The following is a 23,532-nucleotide window of genomic DNA, read 5'->3' as shown; positions in this document are numbered from 1 at the left end:
GGCTGGCGCAAGTCTTTACCCACTCACTCGCGTTAACTGACGTTAACACAATTCCGGTTCCAAAATACATATTTTCCTGGAGAAGGGGGTTCGGGTCGTGAACGAAAGTGGAACGTTTTCTGTTTTTGATTAAATGATCATCAATAATAGGCCTATTCATGGCGCTGCGTTCTTTCTGCAAATTACGGGGGCCTGTCCTTTTGGATAGGATGCTTTCTTTTTCACGGCGGATTGAAACGAATCGTTCAGCTTGCTGTCAGTGCCTTATTTTGTTGATCATTTCGAGAGCCTGTCCGTTTCGGCCTGATCCGCCAAGACTGACGAAAAAGACGGCGTAGAGAAAAATCGCTATGCTTTTGGTTGACTAAGTGTCGCGCCAATCGCTGTGCTGCGGCAAGATGAACTCAGACGACGCCTGAACCCAAGCAGGAGATCAAGATGACTCGGACCCTCTCGTCACGCAGCGCGTTCCTTCGTGAGTTTAACTCGGCTTGTGGTCGGGCCGCTCTCGTTTTGACGCTCCTATGTGTTTCGTCTGCCATGATGGCAAGCGAAGCCGCGGTCGAGGGCACAAGCTGCCAAGACATGGACGTGCCTTGTCGTGTCGGGGAGATGGACAACTGGGCGCTGATTGATACGCCCGCGCAAGGCGACACGCCCGCCGCCCTGAGCGTTGGGATCTATTCAGATGCGCCGGTGAGCACGCTCTTTGACCGACAAGATTTCGCGCGGCTCAGCGTGACCTGTTCCGAGAACCGGACGAGCCTTCGGCTGCGGTTTCCCGGCAATGTGCTGAGTGATGTCGCTGACTATGGGAAGGTTATGGTGGGCCTTGATAACGAAGACCCGCGCGAGGTTCTGTTTAGCCGGGCAGAGACGGATGATACGCTGGGGCTGATGATCGGTTCACAAGCCGTGCCCTTCGTGGTGCAGCTCATGGGGGCGCGGTCGGTGCAGCTTTCCGTGACCTCGCTCGCGGATCGCACGCTTGAGGCTTCGTTCTCTTTGGCAGGGTTAGGGGCCGCGATGGTGCCGCTCCGGCGCGCGTGCAATTGGTGAGCCCAATCTAACTAAAGACTCGCGCGCGTGCGCGCGCAAATCTTCTTTATGCGTCTTCTTGTGGTTGGAAGCTGTCTTCCGCATAGCCAAAGCGCTCAAAATCTTCACGGTAGAAGTCATAGATCAGTTTTGCCGTCTGTGGGTCCATCGCGGTGGCGCGTTGCTTTGACATGTTCGTGCGCGGAAGGGCGGCAGCTTCAACGCCCGCAAGCGCGCTTAACCGCTCCATCAACTCCTCCTGCTGATCCTCAAGCCGAAAGGCCTCCGTCCCGGCAATGCTGAACGCGCTCTGAGGGCGGATATGGTTGGAGTAGACATAGGGGTTGCGGCGGTATTGCGTGAAAACCCACCGCACCCAGCGCGCAAAGCCCGGTTCGGGCAGGTGCCGCCAAGGGAAATGGCGATGCCCCATCCGGTAATTGTATTCGCTGAGTAACCGCGCGTAGGGGTTGCGGGTCACGCAAAAGGAGTAGTCGAAGAAGTCGGCTGAAAACAGCGTTTCAATCAGTTCGCCGTGGAAGTGCTGTGGCACACAGGGCAGGTGCAGATGATTTTGCTTCATCCGCAAAGACTCCCCCGATTGGGTGGACAGAAAGCTCTCGATCGACGTGCCCCCGGCCTTGGGGATGTGAAGAAACAGCACGTTCTTTTGGGCAAGGCGGAAAATCGGCATGTGGGAAACTCCTTGAACTCAGCTTTCGCGCGCAAAGCGGCGCAGGGCAGGGATCAATTTCAGAAGGGGGGTGCGTTCTGGGCCGAGGCGTTGCGGGGCGAGTCGAAGCAGGCCCAGATAAAACAGCACGCACATCAGCCCGAGGGCGATCAATACGACAAGGGCTGGGGTTTCGATGGCAAGGAGGCCCAGTCGCGCCAAGCTCAGTATCGTTGCCAATGCGAGCCCCCAACCCGCATGGCGCATCAAAGCGGCACGAATGGTTTGCAAGGGCATGCCAAAGCGCAGGCGTAAGATTGCAAGCCCCAGCGCAAAGCACCCAATCACCGCAAGGCTCACCCCGGTTGCAACGCCCGGCAGCCCCCACTGTGCGCCGATCAATGCGCCCGCAAGCACCATTGCCGCATAGCTCCATTGCCAAAGCGCGCCAAGATAGACATGCCCGGAGGCGCGCAGCAACGTGCCCGTGAACTTATAGGCCGTACGAAAGAACAGGGTGGCGACCATGACCTGAAACGGCACAACGGCTGGCCCCCATTGTGGCCCCATCAAGACCAAGATCACCTCTGGCCCGGTGATCAGCAGATAGACGCTCAAAGGGATCTGGGTCAGCGCGCAGAGCCCGACCGCCATCGCATAAGCGCGGCGCAACCGCTCGGTATCGTCTTGCAAATGGGCAAGTGCTGGAAAGAGCACCTTGTCAGCCATGCTGCCCACAAGGTTCGCTGGCTGCGCCAAAAGCAGATAAGCACGCGAGTAATGCCCAAGTGATGCCGAACCCAGATATCGCCCAACGACGAAGTAATCGAGGTTGAGCGCAAAGTAGTTGCCGATCTGGGTCAGTGAAACACCAAAGCCGAAGCGAAACATCTGCCGTAAACAGCCAAGGTCAAAACCAAGTTTGAGCCGATAGCCCGCGAAATGGATGTTTAAAAGGGCCTGCAAGGTGGTCTGGGCGATCTGCCCGCCGACCAAGGCCCAGCCCCCAAAGCCGAATTTGGCGAGCGTAATCGCGACTGCTGCATACCCAAAAAGGTAGGAGCCCACCGCAACCCCGGCCAGAACCTTAAAGCGGCTCTCGCGTTGCAGCAAAGCTTCACTGACGAGCCCCGTGGACTGAACGATGAAGAGGGCGGCGAACACCTCAATATAGGGGCGCAGTCCGTCGATGGCGTAAAACCGCTCCAGCGGCCCGGCGAGCGCGAACACGATCAAGGCCACGATCAAACCTGAAAGCAGCGTCGCGGCGGTGGCAGAGCGAATATGCGCTTCGGTGAGCGTTTGCGATTGCACAACGGAAGGCGCGATCCCGATTTTGCCAAATACATCGGCCAGCGTGACGATGGTCAGCGCCGCGCTGACCACACCAAAAGCCTCGGGCACCAGAAGGCGCGAGAGCACCATCAGCACCAAAATCTTCAGTACGGCCTGCACGCCGCCACCCGAAAACATCCAGAGGAAGTTCTGCAGAGCGCTCGGGCCGAGGGCTTTTCTCGGCGCTTGCGCCTGCCCGAGTGATTCGGTCATTTCGTCTCCCCTTTGGCTCTCAGTCTCCCGTCCGCGGCGTAAATTGTGAACCAAAGATGCGCAGTTCTGGGGCGCGAACCGGTGAAATCCCATAATTTTGCAAAAAATATTGCCGATTAGATGCATATTTTGTTCGCAGAACTTGCGGGAACGGCCGGTTCAGCCAATCCTTTAAGCAATCAGGGGAGAAGCGTTCACCATGGTTTCGGGACTGCCTCCGAAATCCGGCGACGCGTTCGATATGAGCAGCAACCTTTTGAAAGGTCAGATGTTTTCTGGCCCTAGTAAGGTTGTGCCTAAAGCTCTCAGCGGGCGTGGGTCGGATGCTGTCTGGCTTTATGTCGCAACCCTTTCGGGCGGCGGTGCAGAGCGGGTCTACCTTCGATTGGCCAATCACTATGCCCAAACCGGGCGTGTTGTGCGGCTGGTCGTCAATCGCGCGGAAGGGCCGTTGGTGCCACTGGTGGCACCGGGGGTTGAACTGGTCGAGCTTGGCGTGGGCCGGGCTTTGGCCGCTGTGCCACGGCTCGCATGGGCGCTGATGCGCGAGCGTCCGGCGGCGTTGATCTCGGCGCTGACGCTCAGCAACCTTGTCGCTGTTTCCGCCGTGCAACTGGCGCGGGTTCTGGGCGGTGCGCGGGTGCGCGTTTTGATCAGTGAGCGCAATGAGCTGACACGCTTCACCGCGCAAATGCCAAAGCTCAAGCGTATCTTGGTGCGCGCGGCGGTGCGTTTGCTGTATCCGCTGGCAGATAAAATCAGCGGTAACGCACAAGGTGTGGTCGAAGATCTCGCCGCGCGGCTGGGGCGAAATCCGGCAAGTTTCCCGCTTTTGTCGAACCCGGCCCCTGAAAGCGATCAGATTGAAGCTGCGCGCTTAGCGCCTGTTCCGCACCCTTGGTTGGCCGAAGCTGGGCCTGTCGCGGTGGCGATGGGGCGGTTGGTGGATCAAAAAGACTACCCGACCATGTTGCGTGCGGTGGCGCAGGCTGATCCGAAGTTACGGCTAATCATCTTGGGCGAGGGGCCGAGAGAGGCGGCTTTGCGGGCCCTTGTGGCCGAACTCGGGCTCTCGGCGCGGGTAGATTTCGCGGGCTTTCAGATGAACCGCTTCGACTATCTGGCCCATGCCTATTTGTTCTTGCTGTCGTCGCGGATCGAAGGGTTCCCGAATGCATTGATCGAGGCGGTGGCCTTTGGCGTTCCTTGCGTGGCGACCGATTGTGCCGGGGGCGGACCGAAGCAAATTCTTGGCGTGGCGGTTCCACAGGCGTTGGTGCCTGTGGGCGATCACGCTGCAATGGCGCAGGCGATCAATGCGATGCGCGCCGAGCCTCCGGCGCCCGAAACTTTGGAAGCGATTGCGGCGCAATACCGGATCGAGGCGATTTCCGAGCGGTTTTTGCAGGAAGTGCTGCCATGACGCCGATCTCGCAAAAGGGGCGCGCAAAAGCGCGACTGTCGGACGGGCTGGCTTTTGCCGTTGCGGTGTCGGGGATCTTTTACATGACCGGCTCGCTGGTGGTGACGCTGACGCCTTCGGGCGCGTCGAGTTCTGGCAAAGTGCAAGCGCTGGGCGCGGCTTTTGGGCTTTGGAGCATGATCGGGCTTTGGGCGCGACCCGGAGCGCTGAATCGGATTGTTATGCTCTATTGGCCCGCGCTGCTTGCGCCGGGGCTGGCAGTCGCCTCGCTTCTATGGACGGTTGATCCGGCGCTGTCGCTGCGCCGAGCGGGGGCCTTGATGCTGACCACCGCTTTCGCGCTTTGGTTGGTAGAACGGTTTCCCGCACGGGTGTTGTGGCAAATTCTGGCGACGGCACTGGCGGTCACGGTGCTTGCGAGCCTCGCTACAGTATTTCTGCGCCCGCAGATCGGGATTCATCAGGCCTATGATGCTTTGGGCGAACAGGCCGCTCATGCGGGCGATTGGCGCGGCCTCTATTTCCATAAGAACGATTTTGGCCGGATGATGGCCTATTGTTTCATGCTGTCTTGCGTTTTGCTTGTGGCGCGGCCGCGTTGGCGTTGGTCTATGGGGCCTATTGCTGTTTTGGCGCTTCTTGGCGTGGCGGGATCCACCTCTGGGCAGGCGGCATTCCTGAGCGTGCTGATGCCCGCGCTGCTTTTGTTCGGCCTTGCGCTGCGGCGGGCCAGCGCGCGAGGGCGCGCGATGCTCGTGGTGATTGCCGTTCCCGTCACCCTCTTTTTCGCGCTGGTTTGGCAGGTGCTCTTTGCAACCGTGCTCGAACTTCTGGGCAAAGATCCGACCTTGACGGGGCGGACAGAGATTTGGGGCGGGGTTCTCGCCGCGTTGCGCGGAAACTTGGCCTTGGGCGGCGGTTTTGGCGCGGGTTGGGATATTGTGGGCGACAAGCTTTTTGCCCTCACAGCAATCTCGGTTGGCCATGCGCATAATGGCTTTTTGGACCTGATGACGGATCTTGGCGTTGTTGGGCTTGGGCTTTTGCTTGGCCTGATGGGCTGGCTGCTGCTGGTGGGCTTGCGTGACTTTTTCGGGGCCAAAGACCCGATGCTTGGTTTGCTGGCCGTCGCTGTGTCTCTGTTCGCGCTGGTGGGCAATTGGGCCGCGTCTTTCTTGCTTTTGCACAACAGCCTTTATTGGGTCTTGCCTGTGGTGCTGATCGCGCATCTGCGGCGGCGCTATTGCCCATGGGGGCATATCGTACAGCCCGTTGCGCCCTTCTCTCGGTCTTCCATGTCTTTGCTTGTGCCGCATATGCCGCGCTCGCCCAAGGCGGGGCGCTTCCCGCCGCTTGCCCCATGAGGTTTCCATGAACCAGATGCGCATTCCCGATCTGCCGCCGCTGCCGCCGCGCAAAATCACCTTTCTGATCAACTCGATGGAAGGCGGAGGGGCCGAGCGGGCCATGGCCAACCTGATTGGTCACCTGCTACCGCATTTGCCCGATTGTCGGGTGGAGCTTATTTTGCTTGATGATCTGCCGCGCGCGCAGGTGCTGCCCGAGGGGGTGCGGGTGGTCACGCTCGATGGCGGCGGCTCGATGTTGCGTTCGGCGCGCGCCTTGGCACGCTACTGGCTCAAGGGCGGGGCGCCGGATCTGTGCATCAGCTTCTTGGCGCGGGCCAATTGCCTCAACGCGTGGTTTGCGCAGGCAACCGGGCATGAGGCGATCATTTCCGAGCGTGTGCAAACAAGTGCGCATCTCGCCTCTGCGCGCGGGGCGGCGGTTTTGCGGCTGATCACCCGGCTGAGCTATCCACGTGCGGCGGCTGTGGTGCCGGTTTCGCAAGGGGTGGCGCTGGATCTGGAGCGCAATTTCGGCGTGAAATCGGCACGGATGACGGTGATCGGCAATCCGATCGACGCGGCGCATCTGCAACGCCTTGCCTTGCAAGCGCCGGCGATCGCTTTGCCGAAGCGGTATCTGCTGGCGATGGGGCGGCTGGTGACGAACAAGAACTTCCCGATGTTGCTCGCCGCCTATGCCAAGGCCAATCCAAAAGCGGATTTGGTGATCTTAGGGGAGGGGTCAGAGCGCGCAGCGCTTACCAAGCAGATTGCGGCGCTTGGGCTGACCGGGCGGGTGCATTTGCCCGGTTTTGTGGCCAACCCTTACCCCGTGATCGCGGGTAGCGATTATCTTGTGTCTGCCTCAAACGCCGAGGGTTTTCCCAATACGTTGATTGAGGCGATGGCACTTGGGCGCGCCGTGGTGGCGACGGATTGCCCCTCGGGTCCGGCAGAGGTGCTCGGAGGAGATGCGCCGATTGGGTCTGGGCGCGCGGTGCGGGCCGCGCATGGGGTCTTGTGCCCGATGAATGACTCGCAAGCGATGGCCGAGGCACTTGGCTGGCTGGAAGACGTTGCCCTGCGCACCACGCTGGCTGCGCAGGCCCAAAGCCGTGCGCAGGATTTTGGCGTTGATGCTGTGGTGCACCGCTATCTCGGGCTGATCCATGCGGCTTGCCCGCGTTTTGCGGCAGCCTCACCCGATGCGCTGATTGGAAAAGGAGATTGAGATAATGCCCCCCTTGGTCCTTCGGTCTTGTTGTTTCGTGCCGTTTGAAAAGATCCCGCGCGCGGTTGAGGCGGCCATTCTGTCTCTTGCTCTGGGGGTGACGGCTCCGCTTACTGCGCAAGCCGAAATGGCCCCCGCCACTGTGATTAGTTATCCGCTTGCGCCGGGCGATGTGGTTCAGATCGATTTTCTGGCCCAGCCCGCCTATGGCCGCGAAATGCGGGTGGAGGCAGACGGGCAGGTGGATGTGCCTTTGATTGGCCCGGTGCGCGTGGCTGGGCGCTCCATTGCCGAAGTGCGGGCGGAATTGCCTGTGCTGCTTGCCGGGCAGGTGATCCGCTCCCGTGGTGGCAGTGGCGATGAGTTGATCCCGGTGCGCCCGGAGGAAGTCGCGCTTAAAGTGGCGAAGTATCGCCCGGTTTACATTGATGGAGCAGTGCGTGACCCCGGTGAGATTGCCTTTGATGTGGGCATGACCCTGCGCGAGGCTTTGGCCAAGGCGCGGGGGATTGGTGTGCCCACGACCCGCGCGGCCACGCTGAACGGGACGACGGAAACCGATCTTTTGGCAGAGCTTGCGGCGACTTTGGCCGATAAAGCCGTGGCGCAAGCGTTGCTTTCCGGTGCGGATGAGCTCGACACAAGCGCGCTTGCAGCTTTGCCGATCCCGCAAGACCGGCGTGAGGCCCTGATCACCCGCGCTGAAGCACGGCTCGCGGCTGAGGTGAAACGGCAAAGCCTTGCAGATCGCGGCGATGCGCTGCTGCTCAAAGGGGCGGAAGATCGCATCGTCGATGCTTTGCGCGCGAAGGAAGGGCTTTTGCAGATCGCGCTCAACGAAGAAACAAATGTGCAGCGGATTGAGGCCTTGGCGCGCCGTGGTGCGGCCTCTGGCGATGCCCTCACCGCAGGCAAACGTGCATGGTTGCAGGCCCTAGATCGGGTGAGTGCCGCGCAAGCCAATGCCGTCGAAGGGCAGTTGAGCCGCCGGGAATTGGAACAGGCGAACGCCGAAGGGCAATTGAAGCGCCGGATCGAGCTCATGACGGCGCTAGATCGGCTCGACACCACCGAGGCGCGCTTGCGTGACAAGCTGGGCTACCTGCTCAATCCAGGCGTAGGCGCTACCGCTTCGGGCATTTTGATTTATCGCCGCGGCGCCGTGTTCGACGCAGCTTATGACACGCCGTTGATGCCGGGCGATACGGTTGCCGTGCCGCGCGCAGCACTTCAGTGATCGAGGGAGACAGCCAATGCAACTCGACCAGATGGACCCCTATGGCACGCCCCGCTACGTAGAACCGGCGGTGCCGCTGTTTGACTTTGGTGGCGTGATGCGGATTTTGCGCCGTCGCTTCCTTGGGATCGCCCTGTTCACCGTCTTGGCGATGGTGCTGGGCTACGCCGTGGTGAAACTGCGTGCACCGCAATACCAAGCGCGGGCCAGTTTGTTGTTACAGCAACAAAACGTGCAGCCCTTTGGACGCGATGGTATTTTTACCGCGACGAAATTCGATAACCCGATGATCGAAAGCCAATTGCAGGTGCTGCGTTCGCAGATGTTGCTGTCGCAGGTGGTGAGCCAATTGCGGTTGGACCAAAGCGCGGCCTTTGTAGACCCGCCGCCCTCGGCGCTTGGGATGCAATTGGAAGTGTTGATGTCCAAGGCCAAGGCCGGTCTGGGCATTGCGCCCGCCTCCGCCGCCCCGATCAGCGAGGCGAAACGGTTCGAAGCGGCGGTTGCAAAGTTGCGCGAAAGTGTGTCGGTCAGCCGCAATGGGCTGACGCAGGTTCTGGACGTTTCCGTGACCACGGGCGCGCCGGTGCTATCTGCAGAAATCGCCAATGCTATTGCGCAAACCTATGTGGAAGGGCGTTTCAGCGAGCGCCGCGATACGGCAGCCGAGGCCTCTGATTGGCTCAATGAGCGGATTGCGGATCTGAACCGTTCGGCAGCCTCGGTGCAGGCGCATATCGCGCAATTGGGCACGCCCAATGATGAGGATGTAACGGCCTCTAGCGTGACGATGCCGAACCCCGATACGGCCTTGGCCGGTTTGCGCGATGCCATTTCCGCGCGGATCGAGGCAGAAAACCGGCTCGCGCAAATTGAGGCGGCTTTGGCCGCGCCGCAATTGCCCGCGAGCCTTCCCGATTTGGTGCAAGATGCGCAGTTCAGCACGTTGAAGGCGCAATATGGGTCTGCACTGGCGACGGGCGATGTGGATACAACCGAGGCGCTACAAGATGAGCTTCGGGCGGCTTTGGTCGTTGCGCGTGACCGGGCAACCGTGGCACTGAGTAGCTCGCGTACCGCTGAGGCCGAGGCGCGGGCCTTGGTGACGCAAAGCCGTGGCGTTGGGGCTTCGGGGGGCAGTTCCCTGCAAGAAGCACAGCTAAGCAGCCTTGAAAGCGAGGCGCGAATCTATCGCGAGATGCACGAGCGTTATTTGGAAAGTTACCTTCAAACGGTGCAGCAACAGGGGTTTCCATCTGCCGATGCGATGGTGATTGGGCCTGCTGTGGTGCCAGATGCGCCATCCGGCACTGGGGCGATGCGGGCGATGTTGCTTGCAGGCGTGCTTGGGGCGGCATTTGGCGCGGGTTCGGCGTTTTGGCGTGAAAATGGCGATCCGGTGGTGCGCAGTCGCGCGGCGCTGATCGAAGCGACGGGAACGCCGGTTTTAGGGCTCTTGCCCGCAGGGGCAGAGGCGCGCCGCGCCTCGATCACGGGGCTGGCGATTGACCCGCCGCGTCGCGTCGACAAAACCGGCTCAAATGTGATGGTGCTGTCTGCAAACCATCTGTCGGCGGATATGGTGACCAGCGAATTGGCCGTGACCTTGATGGCGCCGCGCTCCGCCTATGCCGAAACGATCCGTCGCATTCGCGTGGCCTTTGAAGATCATCTTGCCACGCAACCGGCACGGGCAGGGGGGCATGCCATTGGCTTTGTGTCAGATACCTCCTACCCAGGGCGCTCAATGGCGGCGATCAACTATGCGCAAATGCTGGCCGTGGGCGGGCAGCGCACGGTGTTGGTCGATCTGGATTGGAATGCCGCTTGGTTGACCCATCGGATTGCGCCGCAAGTGGAATTGGGTGTGCCCGATTTAATGCGCGCTGGCAGCAAGATCGCGTCTGAGCGACTGTTTTGGCTTGATGATCGTTCGGGGCTGCATTTCTTGCCCAACCGGGTCTTGGATCACAGCAAGGGCGTTGATCCGGCGGTGTTCGACACGCGCAACCTCGCGCAAGTGATCGAAATGCTGCGTGGTCAGTTTGATCAAGTGGTGATCGACTTTTCCGGCTTGGGCGAAACCGTGGAGGCCGCTGCTGTCAGCGACGTCTTGGATGGCTATGTGATTTGCGCGGAATGGGGCACGACGGAGACGACGGCGTTGAAGCGTGCGTTGCAAGGCACCGGGTTGGCGCGCGGCAAAGTGGTGGGTTCGGTGATGACCGGGGCCAATGAAGAGGCACTTTCGCGCTATGAAACACTGGCCTGAGGGGGACGACGATGCTTCCTGACGTGATTTTTGTCGGTCCGACAAAATGCGGCACCACCTGGATTGATGCCTATCTGCGGACCCGCCCCGAGGTGGTTTTGCCGGAAAAAACGAAGGAAACCTTCTTTTTCGACAAGGTCTTTTCGCGCGGGGTCGAGTGGTATCGGGCGCAGTTTCCCGACCGGGACGGGATCCGGGTTGAGGTGGCACCTTCGCTTTTTCATAAACCCGAGGCACGTGCCGCGCTGCTTCAGACCGCGCCGAAAACGAAGGTGGTGATCATGTTGCGCGATCCTTGGGACCGTGCCGTTTCGCATTATTTCCACTATCGCAAGGCTGGCGAGGCGCGGCTGCCGCTTGCGGAAATGGCCCAGCGTTTCCCGGATGTGGTCGAGGCGAGCCTGTTTCACAAACATGCGCAGGCTTGGGAAGAGGCGTTTCCCGGTCAGGTCAGTTATCTCTCTTATGCGCAACTGCGCACCGATCCCGATGGGCTTTGCGCAGCTTTGTGCGAGGTGATGGGGCTTGATTATGTCGCGCCGCCCGGCAGCCTATCGCAGCGCCAGGTCAATGCCGCGGCCGTGCCGCGCAATGCGCTTGCCGCGCGCATGGGGCGGCGCAGCGCGGAATGGCTCCGCCGGGCCGGAGCGCATCAGGTGGTCAATGTGCTGCGCCAGACCCGGCTGAAGAAGTTGCTCTTTGCTGGGGGGCAGGTTGAAGGGGAGCGGCAGGCGGTGCGCGCTCAGGTGAGCACGTTGGGGATGATCGCCCCCGATCATGCGCAGATGCGCGACTTCCTTGCCGCGCGGGGCGAGGTCCGCCCCTGAGGTAAATCGCCTTCGTTGTTTCTGCATCGGCAACAAATGGCCGCAGCTTGAGAAACAATATTGACGCGCCATCTGCCCAATCATCGGCAGGTGGCGCGTTTTTGCATGAATAGTGGGCAGTCGTGGCCGTTGCCGAAATAAGGGGCTGTTTTCTTGTCTGTGCGGCCCTCTGGTGGTGATCCTTTAAGTACTTGAAAATATTTCAAAAATTATGATTTTTGGCTTTCGGTGAGTTTCTGCCTCATCAGAGGCGCGAAAATTAGGGCATTTGCCTAGTGGATTTTTGCCCACGAATCGGACAGGCTAATTGGCGAAGGAATGCTTTTTTGTCGGCTCAAATGCTGACTGAAACCGCATTCCGGAGTTTCCATGTTCGATATCACGCAGCCCTATCACGGGGACCCGAGCCTTCCGAGCCCGGAGGTCATCTCGCTGCCCGACGCGACGGAGCAGCTGAGATTCACCGATGCCTCAGGCACGTTTCTTGGTCAGATCCTGATCGAGACATCGGGCAGTACAACACTTTACAATTTCTATGATGCCGATCTGACCCTTTTGGGCAGTGTCAGCGAAAAGGTGGTTGGCGATACCACGCGCATTGAGGTTTACGATGCTGCGGGCAGCTTGCTTTCGCGCGAGCGGATCATTGATCGCAGCGATTACACTTTGCATGAGCATTGGGATGGAACGGGCGCCTTCACCGGGGCGGAAAAGTACATCCACACCGCCAAAACGACCGGTGTTCAGATTTATGACGTGGATTGGAACCTTGTTTCGGCGCATTTGGAGGTGACGGAACCGGGTCGCACGCAGGTGGCAGATTATGGCCCAGGTTGGTCGGTGATCTACCGCGAAACCACGACCACTTCGGGCAATGTCACCACGACGGTGATCGAAGAAAACGGCGCGGGCAATATCACCGGCGGCACGCGGGTGACGGAAGCGGGTGACTTCACGCTGACCGAGTATTTCGGCGCGGGTTGGGTTGTGACCGGATATGAAAAAGCAATCCACACCGCGACCACGACCGGCATTCAAGTTTACGATGGGCAAGACAATCTGCTCTCGGCGCATCTGGAGATCAACGAACCCGGTCGCACGCAGGTGGCCGATTATGGCGCCGGCTGGTCGGTGATCTACCGCGAAACCACGACCATTTCCGGCAATGTCACCACGACGGTGATCGAAGAAAACGGCGCGGGCAATATCACCGGCGGCACGCGGGTGACGGAGGCGGATGACTTCACGCTAACCGAGAATTTCGGCGCGGGCTGGATCGTGACCGGATATGAAAAAGCGATCCACACCGCGACCATGACCGGCATTCAAGTCTATGATGGGCAAGACAATCTGCTTTCGGCACATCTGGAGATCAACGAACCCGGTCGCACGCAGGTGGCCGATTATGGCCCCGGCTGGTCGGTGATCTATCGCGAAACCACGACCATTTCGGGCAATGTTACAACTACGGTGATCGAAGAAAACGGCGCGGGCAATATCACCGGCGGTACGCGGGTGACGGAGGCGGATGACTTCACGCTGACCGAGCATTTCGGCGCGGGTTGGGTTGTGACCGGATATGAAAAGGCAATCCACACCTATGGGACGACGGGCCTCCAGATTTACGACGCTCAGGACAATCTGATTTCGGCGTCTATGGAGATCTACGAACCCGGGCGCATGCAGTTTGCCACCTATGGGCCAGACTGGTTCGTGATTTATCGCGAAACCACGACCACCTCGGGGAATGTTACCACGACGGTGATCGAAGAGAATGGCGCCGGGAATATCACTGGTGGCATGCGCGAGACAGAAGCCGATGACTTCACGCTGATCGAGTTTTTCGGCCCAGGTTGGGTGGTCACCGGGTATGAAAAGTCCATTCATACTGAGACGACGACCGGCTACCAGATCTATGATGCGCAGGACAATCTGATTGAGGCGCGTCTAGACATCACCGAACCTGGTCGCACGCAGGTCGCGCAATATGGTCCAGACTGGTCGGTGATCTATCGCGAAACCACGACCACGTCGGGCAATGTCACCACCACGGTGATTGAGGAAAACGGCGCGGGCAATATCACTGGCGGCACGCGGGTGACGCTGGCGTCCGGTTTCACCTTGGTCGAGACCTTCGGGGCCGCTTGGGTGCTGCTGGGCTATGAAAAGCAGGTCCATACCGACACGAAGACCGGTGTGCAGATTTATGATGCGCAAGACCAGCTTGTCTCTGCGCATCTGGTGATTGAGGACGGTGGGCGCCATGTGGTTGAGGATTACGGCGCCAATTGGGAACTGATCTCCCGCCTTGCCACGACCACCTTGGATTACAAGGTCACGACAGAGTGGATCACCGGCAAAGATGCTGATCTGCAATGGCGCACGGTGATTTATGGCGACACGCCCGAGTTCGAAAACCGGTTTGAGGTTTTCGAGGGGGACGGTGATTTCATCGGCACCAATGCGCGCGACAAGATGATCGGCGATGACGGGAACGATAGTTTCTACGGCGGGGCGGCGGATGACACGCTGACCGGCGGAAATGGGAATGACTTCCTGAGCGGCGGTGACGACGATGATAAGCTTGTCGGCAGCCGCGGCGAAGACACGCTTGACGGCGGCGACGGCGATGACCGGCTTGAGGGCGGGGCGGATAATGACCTGCTTGAAGGCGGTGATGGAGCCGATGACATGAGCGGCGGCACTGGGGCTGATACGCTTGGGGGAGGCGATGGGGCCGATACGCTTGCAGGCGGGTCAGGCAATGACCTGCTGGAGGGTGGGTCAGGTGATGACACGCTGGAAGGCGGTGCCGATGATGACACGCTGGAAGGTGGCGCCGGGCAAGACATGCTGGACGGTGGGTCGGGCGAAGATCGGCTGATTGCCACGGGGGATGGCGACACGCTCACCGGCAGCGGGGATGCGGATGTTTTCGTCTTTACGGCTGGCCCAGATAGGGGTTCGGGTCTCGATGTGATCACCGATTTCGACGCGGGCGAAGACCTGATTGATCTGAGTGCTTTCGCGTCAGGGAGCGCCCTAAGCTTCTTTGGGGTGGGGGCCGTTTCGACGCTTGGCGCGGTTTACTACACGGTGGCGGGCGATGACCTGATCGTTTCGCTGGAGCTTGATGGCGTCATTGGGGCTGATTTCAGCTTCCGGCTCGAACAGATCGCCAGCCTCGCCAGCACCGACTTCATCTTGAGCTAATTGATTTTAAGGCGGGTGCGGTGCCCGCCTTCCTTCCTCGTAAAGGAGCAAGACTGCATGAAAATTGCAATGATTGGAACCGGTTACGTGGGCCTTGTGTCGGGTGTGTGTTTTTCCGACTTTGGCCATGACGTGATCTGCGTCGATAAGAACCTCGAAAAGATCGCCATGCTGGAACGCGGTGAAGTGCCGATCTATGAGCCGGGGCTTGATGCGCTGATCGAAAAGAACGTCTCTGCCGGGCGGTTGTCTTTTACTGCCGATCTTGCAAGCGCTGTGGCCGATGCTGATGCGGTGTTTATCGCGGTGGGTACGCCATCGCGGCGGGGCGATGGCCATGCCGATCTCACCTATGTTTTCGCGGCCGCCGAAGAGGTGGCGCAGTCGATCACCGGCTATACGGTGATTGTCACCAAATCCACCGTGCCTGTGGGCACCAACCGGCGGGTGGCCGAAGTGATGGCGGCGGCAAACCCCAAGGCAGATTTTGATGTGGCCTCTAACCCGGAATTCTTGCGCGAAGGGGCAGCGATTGACGATTTCATGCGCCCTGATCGCGTTGTGGTCGGGGTTGAAACGGATCGTGCGGCACAGGTGATGGCGGCGGTCTATCGCCCGCTTTATCTGCGCGAATATCCGGTGATCACCACCGATCTGGAAAGCGCGGAGCTGATCAAATACGCCGCCAATGCGTTTTTGGCGACCAAGATCACCTTCATCAATGAAATCGCCGCGCTTTGTGAGCGGGTGGGCGGCAATGTGAAAGAGGTCGCCCGCGGAATCGGCCTTGATGGCCGGATTGGCAACAAGTTCCTGCATGCAGGGCCGGGCTATGGCGGTTCCTGCTTCCCGAAAGATACGCTGGCACTTGCGCGGATTGGCCAAGACAATGCCTTGCCGATGCGGATCGTGGAAACGGTGATCGACCTCAACGAAGCGATCAAGCGCCGGATGGTGACAAAAATCGCCGATCTGGTCGAAGGCGGGCTTGCGGGCAAAACCGTTGCGGTGCTTGGGGTGACGTTCAAACCCAATACGGATGATATGCGCGACGCGCCCGCGCTAACGATCGTGCCGGCATTGGTGGGTGCCGGGGCGATTGTGCGGGTTGTTGATCCGCAGGGCCGCCGCGAGGGGGAACATTTGTTGCCCGCTGTAGATTGGTTCGAAGACCCCTATCATGCCTGCGAGGGGGCCTCTGTCGTGGTCGTCTTGACCGAATGGAACGAGTTCCGCGCGCTGGATCTGTCGCGTTTGGCAAAAACGATGGTGACGCCCGTGATGGCTGATCTGCGCAATGTCTATTCGCCGGAACTGGCGAAAACGGCGGGGTTTGCCAACTACAGCGGCGTCGGGATCGGCTAAAAAAGCCAGCGCAGCATCCACCAATTCCGTGACTACCTTGCCTCGCCCTTTTGGGCGGGGCCTTCGCCGTCGTGTCGCCTGCGCGCTCTCGCCGCAGGGGCGATGGTCTGGACAGTATGGGCTCGGGCGGCGTTAACTTATGCGGGGTGCGATTTCGCCCAACAATACCACTGAAGACGAGTCAATCGGCGCCGGGCTTCCGCGCGCATCACCTGATCTTTTGGGGGTAAGCCATGCCATTTGGACGTGAAGGACTGCAAGACGGGATCGGGCTCGCGCTATCGGGCGGCGGGTTCCGGGCCGCGTTATTCCACCTTGGGGCGCTGCGCCGCTTGGTTGAACTTGGTGTGTTGACGAAGTTGGATCGAATTTCCTCGGTCTCGGGCGGCTCGATTGTGACTGGGCGCTTGGCCGAAGTTTGGGAGGAATTGACCGCCGATCCGACCGTGGCCAATTACGAGCGGTTGGTGGGCGATCCGATCCGCAGCTTTTGCGAAAGGTCCATTGATATTCCCGCGATTTTGAAAGCGGGGGCGAACCCGTTTTCCTCTGCCGGGCAGATGCTGGAAAAAGCCTATGCAGAACAGCTGATCACCAAAAGCCTTGATGCTTTGCCTGATCATCCGGTGTTCATCTTCAACGCGACCAATATGCAAACTGGGCGCAATTTCCGCTTTTCCAAGCGCTATATGGGCGATTGGCGGATTGGGCTTTTGCCGGACCCGCTTTTGCCGGTGGCGCGGGCGGTGGCCGCGTCTTCGGCGTTTCCGCCCTATTTCTCGCCGATCACGCTCAAAGATCCGGGGCCGTTTGAGGCTGTTGAAGGAGCCGATTTGAACAACAACCCGGCTTATACACGTCAGATCCGGCTGGCCGATGGTGGGGTCTATGACAATCTCGGGCTAGAAACGGTCTGGAAGCGTTGCCGCACGGTTTTGGTCTCGGATGCGGGAGCCCATTTCCAGCCGGACCCGAAACCGGGCCGGGATTGGCTCGCGCAGGCGATGCGGTCTTATGACATCGTAACCGACCAGTCGCGCGGGCTACGCAAGCGTTGGCTGATAGAGCAATTCATCGCGGGCGCGGCCGAGGATGGCACGGCGCGGACTGGCACCTATTGGGGGCTTTCGACCGATATTGCCAATTATGGGCTGGGCGATACCCTTCCCTGCAAGCCGGAGGTCACTGCAGAGCTTGCAAAACTGCGCACCCGGCTCAACCATTTTACGGATCGCGAGCAGCGCATGTTGATCAACTTCGGCTATGCGCTGACCGATGCTGCCGTGCGCCGCCATACGCCTGACATTGTCGAAGGGCAGATGCCCGCCATCTGGCCCTATCCGGCCTATGCCTTGGGGTAATGCAAACGCCTTGCGCGCCTGCGACGATGTTTTGCTGGTGCGCAAGGCCTGCGCGCGCTAAGGGGGCGGCATGAGCGATACCTTGCCCCCGTGCCCCGAATGCAACTCCGCCTACACCTATGAGGCGGATTCCCTGCTGGTCTGCCCCGAATGCGGGCATGAATGGTCCCCCGCTGCGGCGGGCGAGGGCGAAACGGTGGTGCGCGATGCGGTTGGCAATGTGCTGGCCGATGGCGACACGGTGACGGTGATCAAAGACCTGAAGGTCAAAGGGTCGTCCACCGTTGTCAAAGTGGGCACTAAGGTGCGCGGTATTCGGCTGGTGGATGGCGATCACGATATTGATTGCAAGGTTCCCGGTATCGGCCAAATGGGGCTAAAATCCCAATTCGTGAAAAAAGTCTCGGAATAACCGCGGCTTCTTTCCTGATCGCTTAATCCTGCGCGCAAAGCTACATGCGCGCGGAACCTTTTTGCATCCGCTGCGTTTTCTTTCCAACGCCCCAACGGGATTTTGGAAAGGAGATCGACGATGGACTTTCTCAATATTACAAGCCTCGGCGCCTTTGCGCTTTTGGTGCTTGATCTGTGGGCGCTGGTCTCGGTGCTTGGGTCGACCGCCTCGACGGGCCAAAAGGTCTTCTGGACGCTTCTGATCCTGATCTTGCCGCTTCTTGGGTTCCTCATTTGGTTGTTTGTCGGCCCGCGGTCGAGTGCGCGCACCGTGTAACCGATGAACGGGGCTTGCCGGATCAGTCTGGCACCCCACCTATATAAAGCCTGCCGATAGCTAAGGAGCCTGCCATGAGCCAAGCCGCTTCCGACAGACAGACCCGCGCCCGCGACGTGCTGATCCCACTTGCTTGGATGACAGCCGGTCTCGCTTTGGGGGCCGTGGCGATTTTGCGCCGCAAAACAACGCCAACGCCAGAGACCCCACGACCAGAAACGATGGCGCGCTGGGAAGATGATGGCGGTCGTGTCGCGGACCCGGCAGAAAGCAGCGCAGAGCCGACCGCCGAACCGCTTGGCGCCAATCTTGACGAGGACTGGGCCGCGCAGGCCGAGGCCGCGCGCAATCTAGCGCGCGAACGGTTGCTGCATCTTTACGAAGAAGGTCGCGCCACAGCCGAAGCCAAGGCAGAGGTCGCGGCCACGATGGCGCGGTCTTTGACCGAAGCCTTCCGCGAAGGTTTGGCCGATTTAAGCAACGAGACCGCTGAGCGGATTGCCCGTGCGCGCGAGCGTAACTGGGAAGAGTTGGAAGAAAAACGCGCCGCAGCGCGTGCCCGCGCGACCGAATTTGCGGGGGCGGCAGAGGAAACAGTCGAAGCGGTTTCCAGCGCTGTCGCGCGAGAGGCGGCACGTGCGCGCGAAGGGGCGCGCAGTTTTGCCCGCAAGGCGGATGCCGCCGCGCAGGAAGGCTCTAACCGTTTTGCGGAAAGCCTTGATGAAGCACTTAATGCGGCTGAAGCAGCCCTTCGTCGTGCCGCGAAAAGGGCATCGGAGCAGACACACGCTGACTCTGACGTTGTGCAAGCGACGTCTTCGGACTCTGCGGCACCTGAGCAAAAAACCTAACCATTTCTGCGAACGATCCTCATTCGCTGCGCCCGTATCTTGGCGGAGATCCGCAAGATACGGGTGCCTCTCGTTGCGCACTAATACCTGAGTGAAAAAATCACCCTTTACATATCCGAGTGAATCGGTCAGTTTATTTCTATCGAGACCGAGGAGCCTATCATGACCCCTGCCGCCCATCTTTCTACTGCCGCGCCGCATATGGCGCCCGAGCAAGCTGCACTGGACCCTTTTGGCCTGAGCGACCTGATCTCTGCCCTCTGTAAGGGGGCGGCGCAGGGGCATTGGAGTTCGGCGGGCATTGAAGCGTTGATCGACCGGGTGGAGGGGCGCGTATGACCGTCTATCAATCTCTCGGCCCGGACGCGCCTTTGGCTGGTGCAACGCCTGTCCCCCCCGCGCATGATGCGCGCAATCTGACTAGGGGCGGCAACTTGGCGCAGATCGCGCTCGACGGACAAATCTATACCTTGCGTATCACACGGCAGGGAAAGCTGATCTTGACGAAGTAATCCCCCGACAAGATCGCGTCTCATCGCTGAACTTGGGGGCCGGAGCATCCGGCCCCCCTTTTCATTTCAACTGGCTGTCCTTGGAGCCGCGCCGGTTGATCCCGGCGCGCGGGTTGCGGGCGCGGGCGGCATCGCGTTCTTCGGCGCAATCGCGGCACAGTTTCACACCGGGCAGGGCTTGGCGGCGCGCCTCGGCGATGGGTTCGCCACATTCTACGCACTCATGCGCGCTTTCGCCCACGGGCTGGCGCCGCGCGGCCATTCGCTTGAGTTCATCTTCGATCGACGCGTCGATCTGATCTTGCACCGCGCCATCGCGCGCCCATCCACCGGCCATGAATTGCCCTCCGTAACAGAATTTTGGCAGAGCAAAATGGGCGCGTCAAAGCGTGAAGCGACGCATTGGCCTTGGCGCGCGTCAGTACAAAGAACGAGCAGGCTTACTCGATCCGCACCGCCGTGCCAGAGGCCACCAACAGGATCATATTCCCGCTGTTGCTGAGCTCGGTGTAATCCAGATCAACCGCGACAACGGCATTGGCGCCAACAAGCCACGCTTCGCGCTTAAGCTCATAAAGCGCCGTCTTGCGGGCATCGCGCATGGTTTTTTGCACCGCTTCCGACCGGCCGCCCACCACGTCGCGCACCGCCGCGAACAAGTCTTTGAAGATGTGCATGCCAAAGGCACATTCTGCGGTCACAATCTCAAAACGCTGGGTGATGTTGAGGTTCGGACAGGTCTCGGTTGTCAACATGACGGCTTCGATTTCGTCAGCCTGCTGTTTGGGGTCCATTACGTTGCGCCTTTTTATGTTTCGCCACGTCCTGTCTTGCCGCTCGGGCAAGGTGACCACTCAAGCATAAGCGGCATATCCCATTGCGCAAAGTGCGTTTCGCGCAATCGCCCCTCGCGATGGCGGGTGGTCTATCTGGGGGATTGGAGCGGGTGACGGGAATCGAACCCGTATCTCTAGCTTGGAAGGCTAGGGTCTTACCATTACACAACACCCGCGCTGGTTGGGGTGATACAACCCTGCTCGCAGCCATGCAAGGGGGCAGGGATGTCGCGGGCCTATGCCCCGCATGGGTCATTGACGGTTGGGTTGCGGTGGCTACTGTGGCGCCATGAGTTTCGCAGCCAGCCTGACCCGAGAACCAATTGCTTTTGACCCCAGTCGTGGCGCCGATGTCGCCGCGTTCTACGGTGATTTTGCGCCCGAAGTGAAAAGCCTGATCAAGGGCACAGCGGGCTGTTCGCCCTTCCTTGCGGGGCTATTGGAGCGAGAGCAAGATTGGCTGAAGCTGGCGCTGTCCGGCGATCCGTTGCAGGCCTTCGGGGAGGAAATCGCCCGCCTCAATGAGGTTGCGCTGGACGTGCTCAATGTCGAGTTGCGCCGGGCGAAACGCCGGGTCGCCCTTTTGGCCGCGCTTTGCGACTTGGGGGGGGCTTGGTCACTTGAACGGGTGACTTGGGCGCTGACATTGCTTGCCGATACGGCGGTTACCGTGTCGCTCAAGCGTTTGGTGGCGGATGAAATTCGCCGCAATAAGCTGCCCGGAAAAACGGCCGATGATGCCGAAACCGCTGCGGGTATGGTCGCACTGGCGATGGGAAAGATGGGGGCCTATGAACTCAACTACTCCTCTGACATCGACCTGATTTGCCTGTTTGACGAGGCGCAATTCCCGCCGGATGACCGGATGGAAGCGCGATCCGCCTTTATTCGTGTGACGCGTAAAATGGCGGCGATGCTCAATGACAATACCGCCGAGGGCTATGTCTTCCGCACCGATTTGCGGCTGCGTCCCGATGCGTCTGTAACGCCGGTGTGCATTTCGATGGGGGCGGCAGAGCTTTATTACGAGGCCGAGGGGCGCACATGGGAGCGTGCCGCCTATATCAAGGCGCGGCCCTGTGGGGGCGATCTGGCGGCGGGCGAGCGGTTTTTGAAAACGCTCACCCCCTTTGTGTGGCGCAAGCATCTAGATTTTGCGGCGATCGAAGATGCGCATGACATGCGCTTGCGCATTCGGGCGCATAAGGGGCTTGGCGGTCGGATCGACGTCCCGGGTCACAACATGAAGCTGGGGCAAGGCGGTATCCGCGAGATCGAGTTTTTCACCCAGACGCGGCAGTTGATTGCCGGTGGGCGCGACCCGGAATTGCGCGACCGCACCACCGTGGGTGGGCTTGCCAAGCTCGCTGTAAAGGGCTGGGTGCCCACCGACGTGGCGCGGGAATTGACCGATCATTACCGCGAACATCGGGAGATCGAGCACCGCATCCAGATGGTGAACGATTCCCAGACCCAGCTTTTGCCCGCTGCAGAAGAGGGTCTTACCCGGATCGCGAATATGATGGGCGAAGGGGATTTGGCCGCGTGGAGTGCGCGGCTCAAGGGGCGCTTGGAGCGGGTTGAGGCGCTGACAGGAGCCTTTTTTGCACCGGGGGCTGAGGCCGCGCGCCCTGAATTAAGCGAGACCGAGGCTGGGATTGTTGACGGCTGGCGCGCTTACCCGGCACTGCGGTCGGAACGTGCGCAGGGGATTTTCCGCCGTATCGAGCCCGAGATTCTGGGCCGAATGCGGCGCGCGGCTTGCCCGGAAGAGGCGCTCCGTCAGTTTGACGGTTTTTTGGCGCGCTTGCCCGCTGGGGTGCAGCTTTTCGCACTGTTTGAGGCCAACCCGCAACTGATTGACTTGATCGTCGATATTTGCGCCACCGCGCCCGGATTGGCCGCACATTTGAGCCGCAATGCGGGTGTGTTGGATGCTGTTCTGGGCGGCTCGTTCTTTGAGGCTTGGCCGGGGCAGGCGAAGCTTCAAGAAGACCTCTCGGCGCTTTTGTTCGCAACGGCGGATTACGAAAAGAAGCTTGATGCTGCGCGGCGCTGGGCGAAAGAGATGCGCTTTCGCGTGGGCGTGCATCATCTGCGCGGGCTGGTGGATGCGTCCGAGGCGGCCAAGCATTATGCCGATATTGCGGGCGCGGCGGTGGCCGCGCTTTGGCCGCAGGTGGGCGCGGAATTTGCTCGCAAGCATGGCCCCGCGCCGGGGCGGGGCGCGGTGGTGTTGGGTATGGGCTCGCTTGGGGCGGAACGGCTCAATGCGGCCTCCGATCTTGATTTGATCATCATCTATGATGCGCAAGGCGCTGAAAGTTCGGATGGCCCGAAGCCCTTGGCAACACGGCCCTATTTCGCGCGGCTGACGCAGGCTTTCATCACCGCGCTGACCGCGCCCACGCCCGAGGGGCGGCTTTACGAGGTGGATATGCGGCTGCGGCCCTCGGGTCGGCAAGGGCCGGTCGCGGTGTCTTTGGAAAGCTTCCGCGCGTATCAAATGGACGAGGCTTGGACTTGGGAGCATTTGGCGCTCACGCGGGCGCGGGTCTTGGTGGGCGACAGCGGCCTGGGTGCGGATGTGGAGGCGGTGCGGCAAGAGGTTCTGGCGGCAAAAGGCAGCGCAGAAAAGGTGATGCCCGATCTGGCGCAGATGCGGGCGCGCATTTTTGCGGCGAAAGCCCCCGATGGTGCTTGGGAGGCCAAAATTGGCCCGGGTCGGTTGCAAGACATTGAACTGCTGGCGCAAAGTTTTGCGCTGCGTGCCGGTGAAAGTGCGCGTCGTGTTGAACCACAGTTGCGGCTTGGCCCCCGTCATAACTTCATCACCAAAGAAGAGGGCGAGGTTTTGGCCGCCGCCTATCGGTTCTTGTGGCGTTTGCAGGCCGGAGGGCGGCTTTTGACCGACCGCCCCTTGGATATGGAGGCGATTGGCGAGGGCGGGCGCGCATTTTTGCTACGTGAGGTCGATGAAGACAGCCTTGAGACCCTTGTCGAAAGGCTGGAGCGCACCACATCGCAAGCTGCGCAAATCGTTGAGAGGGCGCTCAATTAGGATGG

General features: G+C 60.2%; 20 protein-coding genes and 1 tRNA gene. 16 read left to right on the top strand and 5 right to left on the bottom strand.

Going from position 1 to position 23,532, the window contains the following annotated elements; genetic code table 11:
• Positions 1-438: 438 nt before the first annotated feature.
• The gene (locus CRO18_RS01885) at positions 439-1,059 is read left to right on the top strand and encodes a type VI secretion system-associated protein TagO (protein ID WP_097080855.1); all 621 of its coding nucleotides are present in this window, start codon (positions 439-441) and stop codon (positions 1,057-1,059) included.
• 46 nt (positions 1,060-1,105) lie between these two features.
• On the opposite strand, the gene CRO18_RS01880 is transcribed toward CRO18_RS01885, so the two are convergent.
• Both CRO18_RS01880 and CRO18_RS01875 read right to left on the bottom strand, forming a co-directional pair.
• Complete coding sequence (locus tag CRO18_RS01880) at positions 1,106-1,732, bottom strand: sulfotransferase family 2 domain-containing protein (protein ID WP_097080854.1); 627 nt, start codon at positions 1,730-1,732, stop codon at positions 1,106-1,108.
• 18 nt (positions 1,733-1,750) lie between these two features.
• Positions 1,751-3,259 carry a lipopolysaccharide biosynthesis protein gene (locus tag CRO18_RS01875; RefSeq protein WP_170952527.1) on the bottom strand — a complete coding sequence of 503 codons (1,509 nt, stop codon included), beginning with the start codon at positions 3,257-3,259 and terminating at the stop codon, positions 1,751-1,753.
• A gap of 241 nt (positions 3,260-3,500) precedes the next feature.
• On the opposite strand from CRO18_RS01875, the gene CRO18_RS01870 reads away from it, so the two are divergent.
• The 14 genes from CRO18_RS01870 to hemP all read left to right on the top strand — a co-directional run bounded on the left by CRO18_RS01870 (position 3,501) and on the right by hemP (position 19,630).
• Complete coding sequence (locus CRO18_RS01870) at positions 3,501-4,682, top strand: glycosyltransferase (protein ID WP_170952526.1); 1,182 nt, start codon at positions 3,501-3,503, stop codon at positions 4,680-4,682.
• A complete protein-coding gene (locus CRO18_RS01865) occupies positions 4,679-6,046 on the top strand; it encodes an O-antigen ligase (RefSeq protein ID WP_097080851.1) in 1,368 nt (455 codons plus the stop codon). The genes CRO18_RS01870 and CRO18_RS01865 overlap by 4 nt, the downstream gene beginning before the upstream one ends.
• Positions 6,047-6,053: 7 nt before the next feature.
• Positions 6,054-7,262, top strand: a complete 1,209-nt coding sequence (locus CRO18_RS01860; RefSeq protein ID WP_097080850.1) for a glycosyltransferase — start codon at positions 6,054-6,056, stop codon at positions 7,260-7,262.
• 4 nt (positions 7,263-7,266) lie between these two features.
• Positions 7,267-8,499 (top strand): polysaccharide biosynthesis/export family protein, encoded by a 1,233-nt coding sequence (locus CRO18_RS01855; RefSeq protein WP_097080849.1) that lies wholly within the window; start codon positions 7,267-7,269, stop codon positions 8,497-8,499.
• A 16-nt stretch (positions 8,500-8,515) separates the two neighbouring features.
• A complete protein-coding gene (locus tag CRO18_RS01850) occupies positions 8,516-10,771 on the top strand; it encodes a Wzz/FepE/Etk N-terminal domain-containing protein (protein ID WP_097080848.1) in 2,256 nt (751 codons plus the stop codon).
• Between the two features lie 11 nt (positions 10,772-10,782).
• Positions 10,783-11,598 (top strand): sulfotransferase domain-containing protein, encoded by an 816-nt coding sequence (locus CRO18_RS01845; protein WP_097080847.1) that lies wholly within the window; start codon positions 10,783-10,785, stop codon positions 11,596-11,598.
• Positions 11,599-11,967: 369 nt separating this feature from the next.
• The gene (locus CRO18_RS01840; protein WP_097080846.1) at positions 11,968-14,811 is read left to right on the top strand and encodes a calcium-binding protein; all 2,844 of its coding nucleotides are present in this window, start codon (positions 11,968-11,970) and stop codon (positions 14,809-14,811) included.
• A gap of 57 nt (positions 14,812-14,868) precedes the next feature.
• A complete protein-coding gene (locus CRO18_RS01835; protein WP_097080845.1) occupies positions 14,869-16,176 on the top strand; it encodes a UDP-glucose/GDP-mannose dehydrogenase family protein in 1,308 nt (435 codons plus the stop codon).
• 233 nt (positions 16,177-16,409) lie between these two features.
• On the top strand, positions 16,410-17,537 hold the full coding sequence (locus CRO18_RS01830; protein ID WP_097080844.1) for a patatin-like phospholipase family protein: 1,128 nt from the start codon (positions 16,410-16,412) through the stop codon (positions 17,535-17,537).
• A 70-nt stretch (positions 17,538-17,607) separates the two neighbouring features.
• The gene (locus CRO18_RS01825) at positions 17,608-17,949 is read left to right on the top strand and encodes a zinc ribbon domain-containing protein YjdM (RefSeq protein ID WP_076484944.1); all 342 of its coding nucleotides are present in this window, start codon (positions 17,608-17,610) and stop codon (positions 17,947-17,949) included.
• A gap of 120 nt (positions 17,950-18,069) precedes the next feature.
• Positions 18,070-18,267: a PLDc N-terminal domain-containing protein gene (locus CRO18_RS01820; RefSeq protein ID WP_076484943.1), complete on the top strand. Its 198-nt coding sequence runs from the start codon at positions 18,070-18,072 to the stop codon at positions 18,265-18,267.
• A 74-nt stretch (positions 18,268-18,341) separates the two neighbouring features.
• Entirely contained in the window at positions 18,342-19,118 is a 777-nt protein-coding gene (locus tag CRO18_RS01815) for a hypothetical protein (RefSeq protein ID WP_097080843.1), read from the top strand.
• 162 nt (positions 19,119-19,280) lie between these two features.
• Positions 19,281-19,457, top strand: a complete 177-nt coding sequence (locus tag CRO18_RS18750; protein ID WP_170952525.1) for a hypothetical protein — start codon at positions 19,281-19,283, stop codon at positions 19,455-19,457.
• Positions 19,454-19,630 (top strand): hemin uptake protein HemP, encoded by a 177-nt coding sequence (gene hemP, locus CRO18_RS01810; RefSeq protein ID WP_076484941.1) that lies wholly within the window; start codon positions 19,454-19,456, stop codon positions 19,628-19,630. The genes CRO18_RS18750 and hemP overlap by 4 nt, the downstream gene beginning before the upstream one ends.
• Before the next feature lie 61 nt (positions 19,631-19,691).
• Here the strand turns inward: hemP and CRO18_RS01805 are convergent, their stop codons facing one another.
• The 3 genes from CRO18_RS01805 to CRO18_RS01795 all read right to left on the bottom strand — a co-directional run bounded on the left by CRO18_RS01805 (position 19,692) and on the right by CRO18_RS01795 (position 20,642).
• Positions 19,692-19,967, bottom strand: coding sequence for a DksA/TraR family C4-type zinc finger protein (locus tag CRO18_RS01805; protein ID WP_076484940.1), 276 nt, complete (start codon positions 19,965-19,967; stop codon positions 19,692-19,694).
• A 103-nt stretch (positions 19,968-20,070) separates the two neighbouring features.
• Positions 20,071-20,424, bottom strand: coding sequence for a YbjQ family protein (locus CRO18_RS01800; RefSeq protein WP_076484939.1), 354 nt, complete (start codon positions 20,422-20,424; stop codon positions 20,071-20,073).
• Between the two features lie 144 nt (positions 20,425-20,568).
• Positions 20,569-20,642 (bottom strand) — tRNA-Gly (locus CRO18_RS01795).
• Between the two features lie 113 nt (positions 20,643-20,755).
• On the opposite strand from CRO18_RS01795, the gene CRO18_RS01790 reads away from it, so the two are divergent.
• Positions 20,756-23,527 carry a glutamine-synthetase adenylyltransferase gene (locus CRO18_RS01790; RefSeq protein WP_097080842.1) on the top strand — a complete coding sequence of 924 codons (2,772 nt, stop codon included), beginning with the start codon at positions 20,756-20,758 and terminating at the stop codon, positions 23,525-23,527.
• Positions 23,528-23,532: the final 5 nt, after the last annotated feature.

Origin of the sequence: Rhodobacter sp. JA431, assembly GCF_900217725.1 — a bacterium.
Taxonomy (GTDB): Bacteria; Pseudomonadota; Alphaproteobacteria; order Rhodobacterales; family Rhodobacteraceae; genus Rhodobacter; species Rhodobacter aestuarii.
Note: the sequence above shows the minus strand (reverse complement) of the source record. Positions and strands in the feature narration are given on the sequence as shown.

Coding starts and splice junctions, on each gene's coding strand:
- CRO18_RS18750 (WP_170952525.1), top strand. CDS start 19,281: ATGACCCCTGCCGCCCATCTTTCTACTGCCGCGCCGCATATGGCGCCC.
- CRO18_RS01845 (WP_097080847.1), top strand. CDS start 10,783: ATGCTTCCTGACGTGATTTTTGTCGGTCCGACAAAATGCGGCACCACC.
- CRO18_RS01875 (WP_170952527.1), bottom strand. CDS start 3,259: ATGACCGAATCACTCGGGCAGGCGCAAGCGCCGAGAAAAGCCCTCGGC.
- CRO18_RS01820 (WP_076484943.1), top strand. CDS start 18,070: ATGGACTTTCTCAATATTACAAGCCTCGGCGCCTTTGCGCTTTTGGTG.
- CRO18_RS01790 (WP_097080842.1), top strand. CDS start 20,756: ATGAGTTTCGCAGCCAGCCTGACCCGAGAACCAATTGCTTTTGACCCC.
- CRO18_RS01840 (WP_097080846.1), top strand. CDS start 11,968: ATGTTCGATATCACGCAGCCCTATCACGGGGACCCGAGCCTTCCGAGC.
- CRO18_RS01850 (WP_097080848.1), top strand. CDS start 8,516: ATGCAACTCGACCAGATGGACCCCTATGGCACGCCCCGCTACGTAGAA.
- CRO18_RS01865 (WP_097080851.1), top strand. CDS start 4,679: ATGACGCCGATCTCGCAAAAGGGGCGCGCAAAAGCGCGACTGTCGGAC.
- CRO18_RS01870 (WP_170952526.1), top strand. CDS start 3,501: ATGAGCAGCAACCTTTTGAAAGGTCAGATGTTTTCTGGCCCTAGTAAG.
- CRO18_RS01835 (WP_097080845.1), top strand. CDS start 14,869: ATGAAAATTGCAATGATTGGAACCGGTTACGTGGGCCTTGTGTCGGGT.
- CRO18_RS01860 (WP_097080850.1), top strand. CDS start 6,054: ATGAACCAGATGCGCATTCCCGATCTGCCGCCGCTGCCGCCGCGCAAA.
- CRO18_RS01815 (WP_097080843.1), top strand. CDS start 18,342: ATGAGCCAAGCCGCTTCCGACAGACAGACCCGCGCCCGCGACGTGCTG.
- CRO18_RS01805 (WP_076484940.1), bottom strand. CDS start 19,967: ATGGCCGGTGGATGGGCGCGCGATGGCGCGGTGCAAGATCAGATCGAC.
- CRO18_RS01800 (WP_076484939.1), bottom strand. CDS start 20,424: ATGGACCCCAAACAGCAGGCTGACGAAATCGAAGCCGTCATGTTGACA.
- CRO18_RS01825 (WP_076484944.1), top strand. CDS start 17,608: ATGAGCGATACCTTGCCCCCGTGCCCCGAATGCAACTCCGCCTACACC.
- CRO18_RS01855 (WP_097080849.1), top strand. CDS start 7,267: ATGCCCCCCTTGGTCCTTCGGTCTTGTTGTTTCGTGCCGTTTGAAAAG.
- CRO18_RS01885 (WP_097080855.1), top strand. CDS start 439: ATGACTCGGACCCTCTCGTCACGCAGCGCGTTCCTTCGTGAGTTTAAC.
- CRO18_RS01880 (WP_097080854.1), bottom strand. CDS start 1,732: ATGCCGATTTTCCGCCTTGCCCAAAAGAACGTGCTGTTTCTTCACATC.
- CRO18_RS01830 (WP_097080844.1), top strand. CDS start 16,410: ATGCCATTTGGACGTGAAGGACTGCAAGACGGGATCGGGCTCGCGCTA.
- hemP (WP_076484941.1), top strand. CDS start 19,454: ATGACCGTCTATCAATCTCTCGGCCCGGACGCGCCTTTGGCTGGTGCA.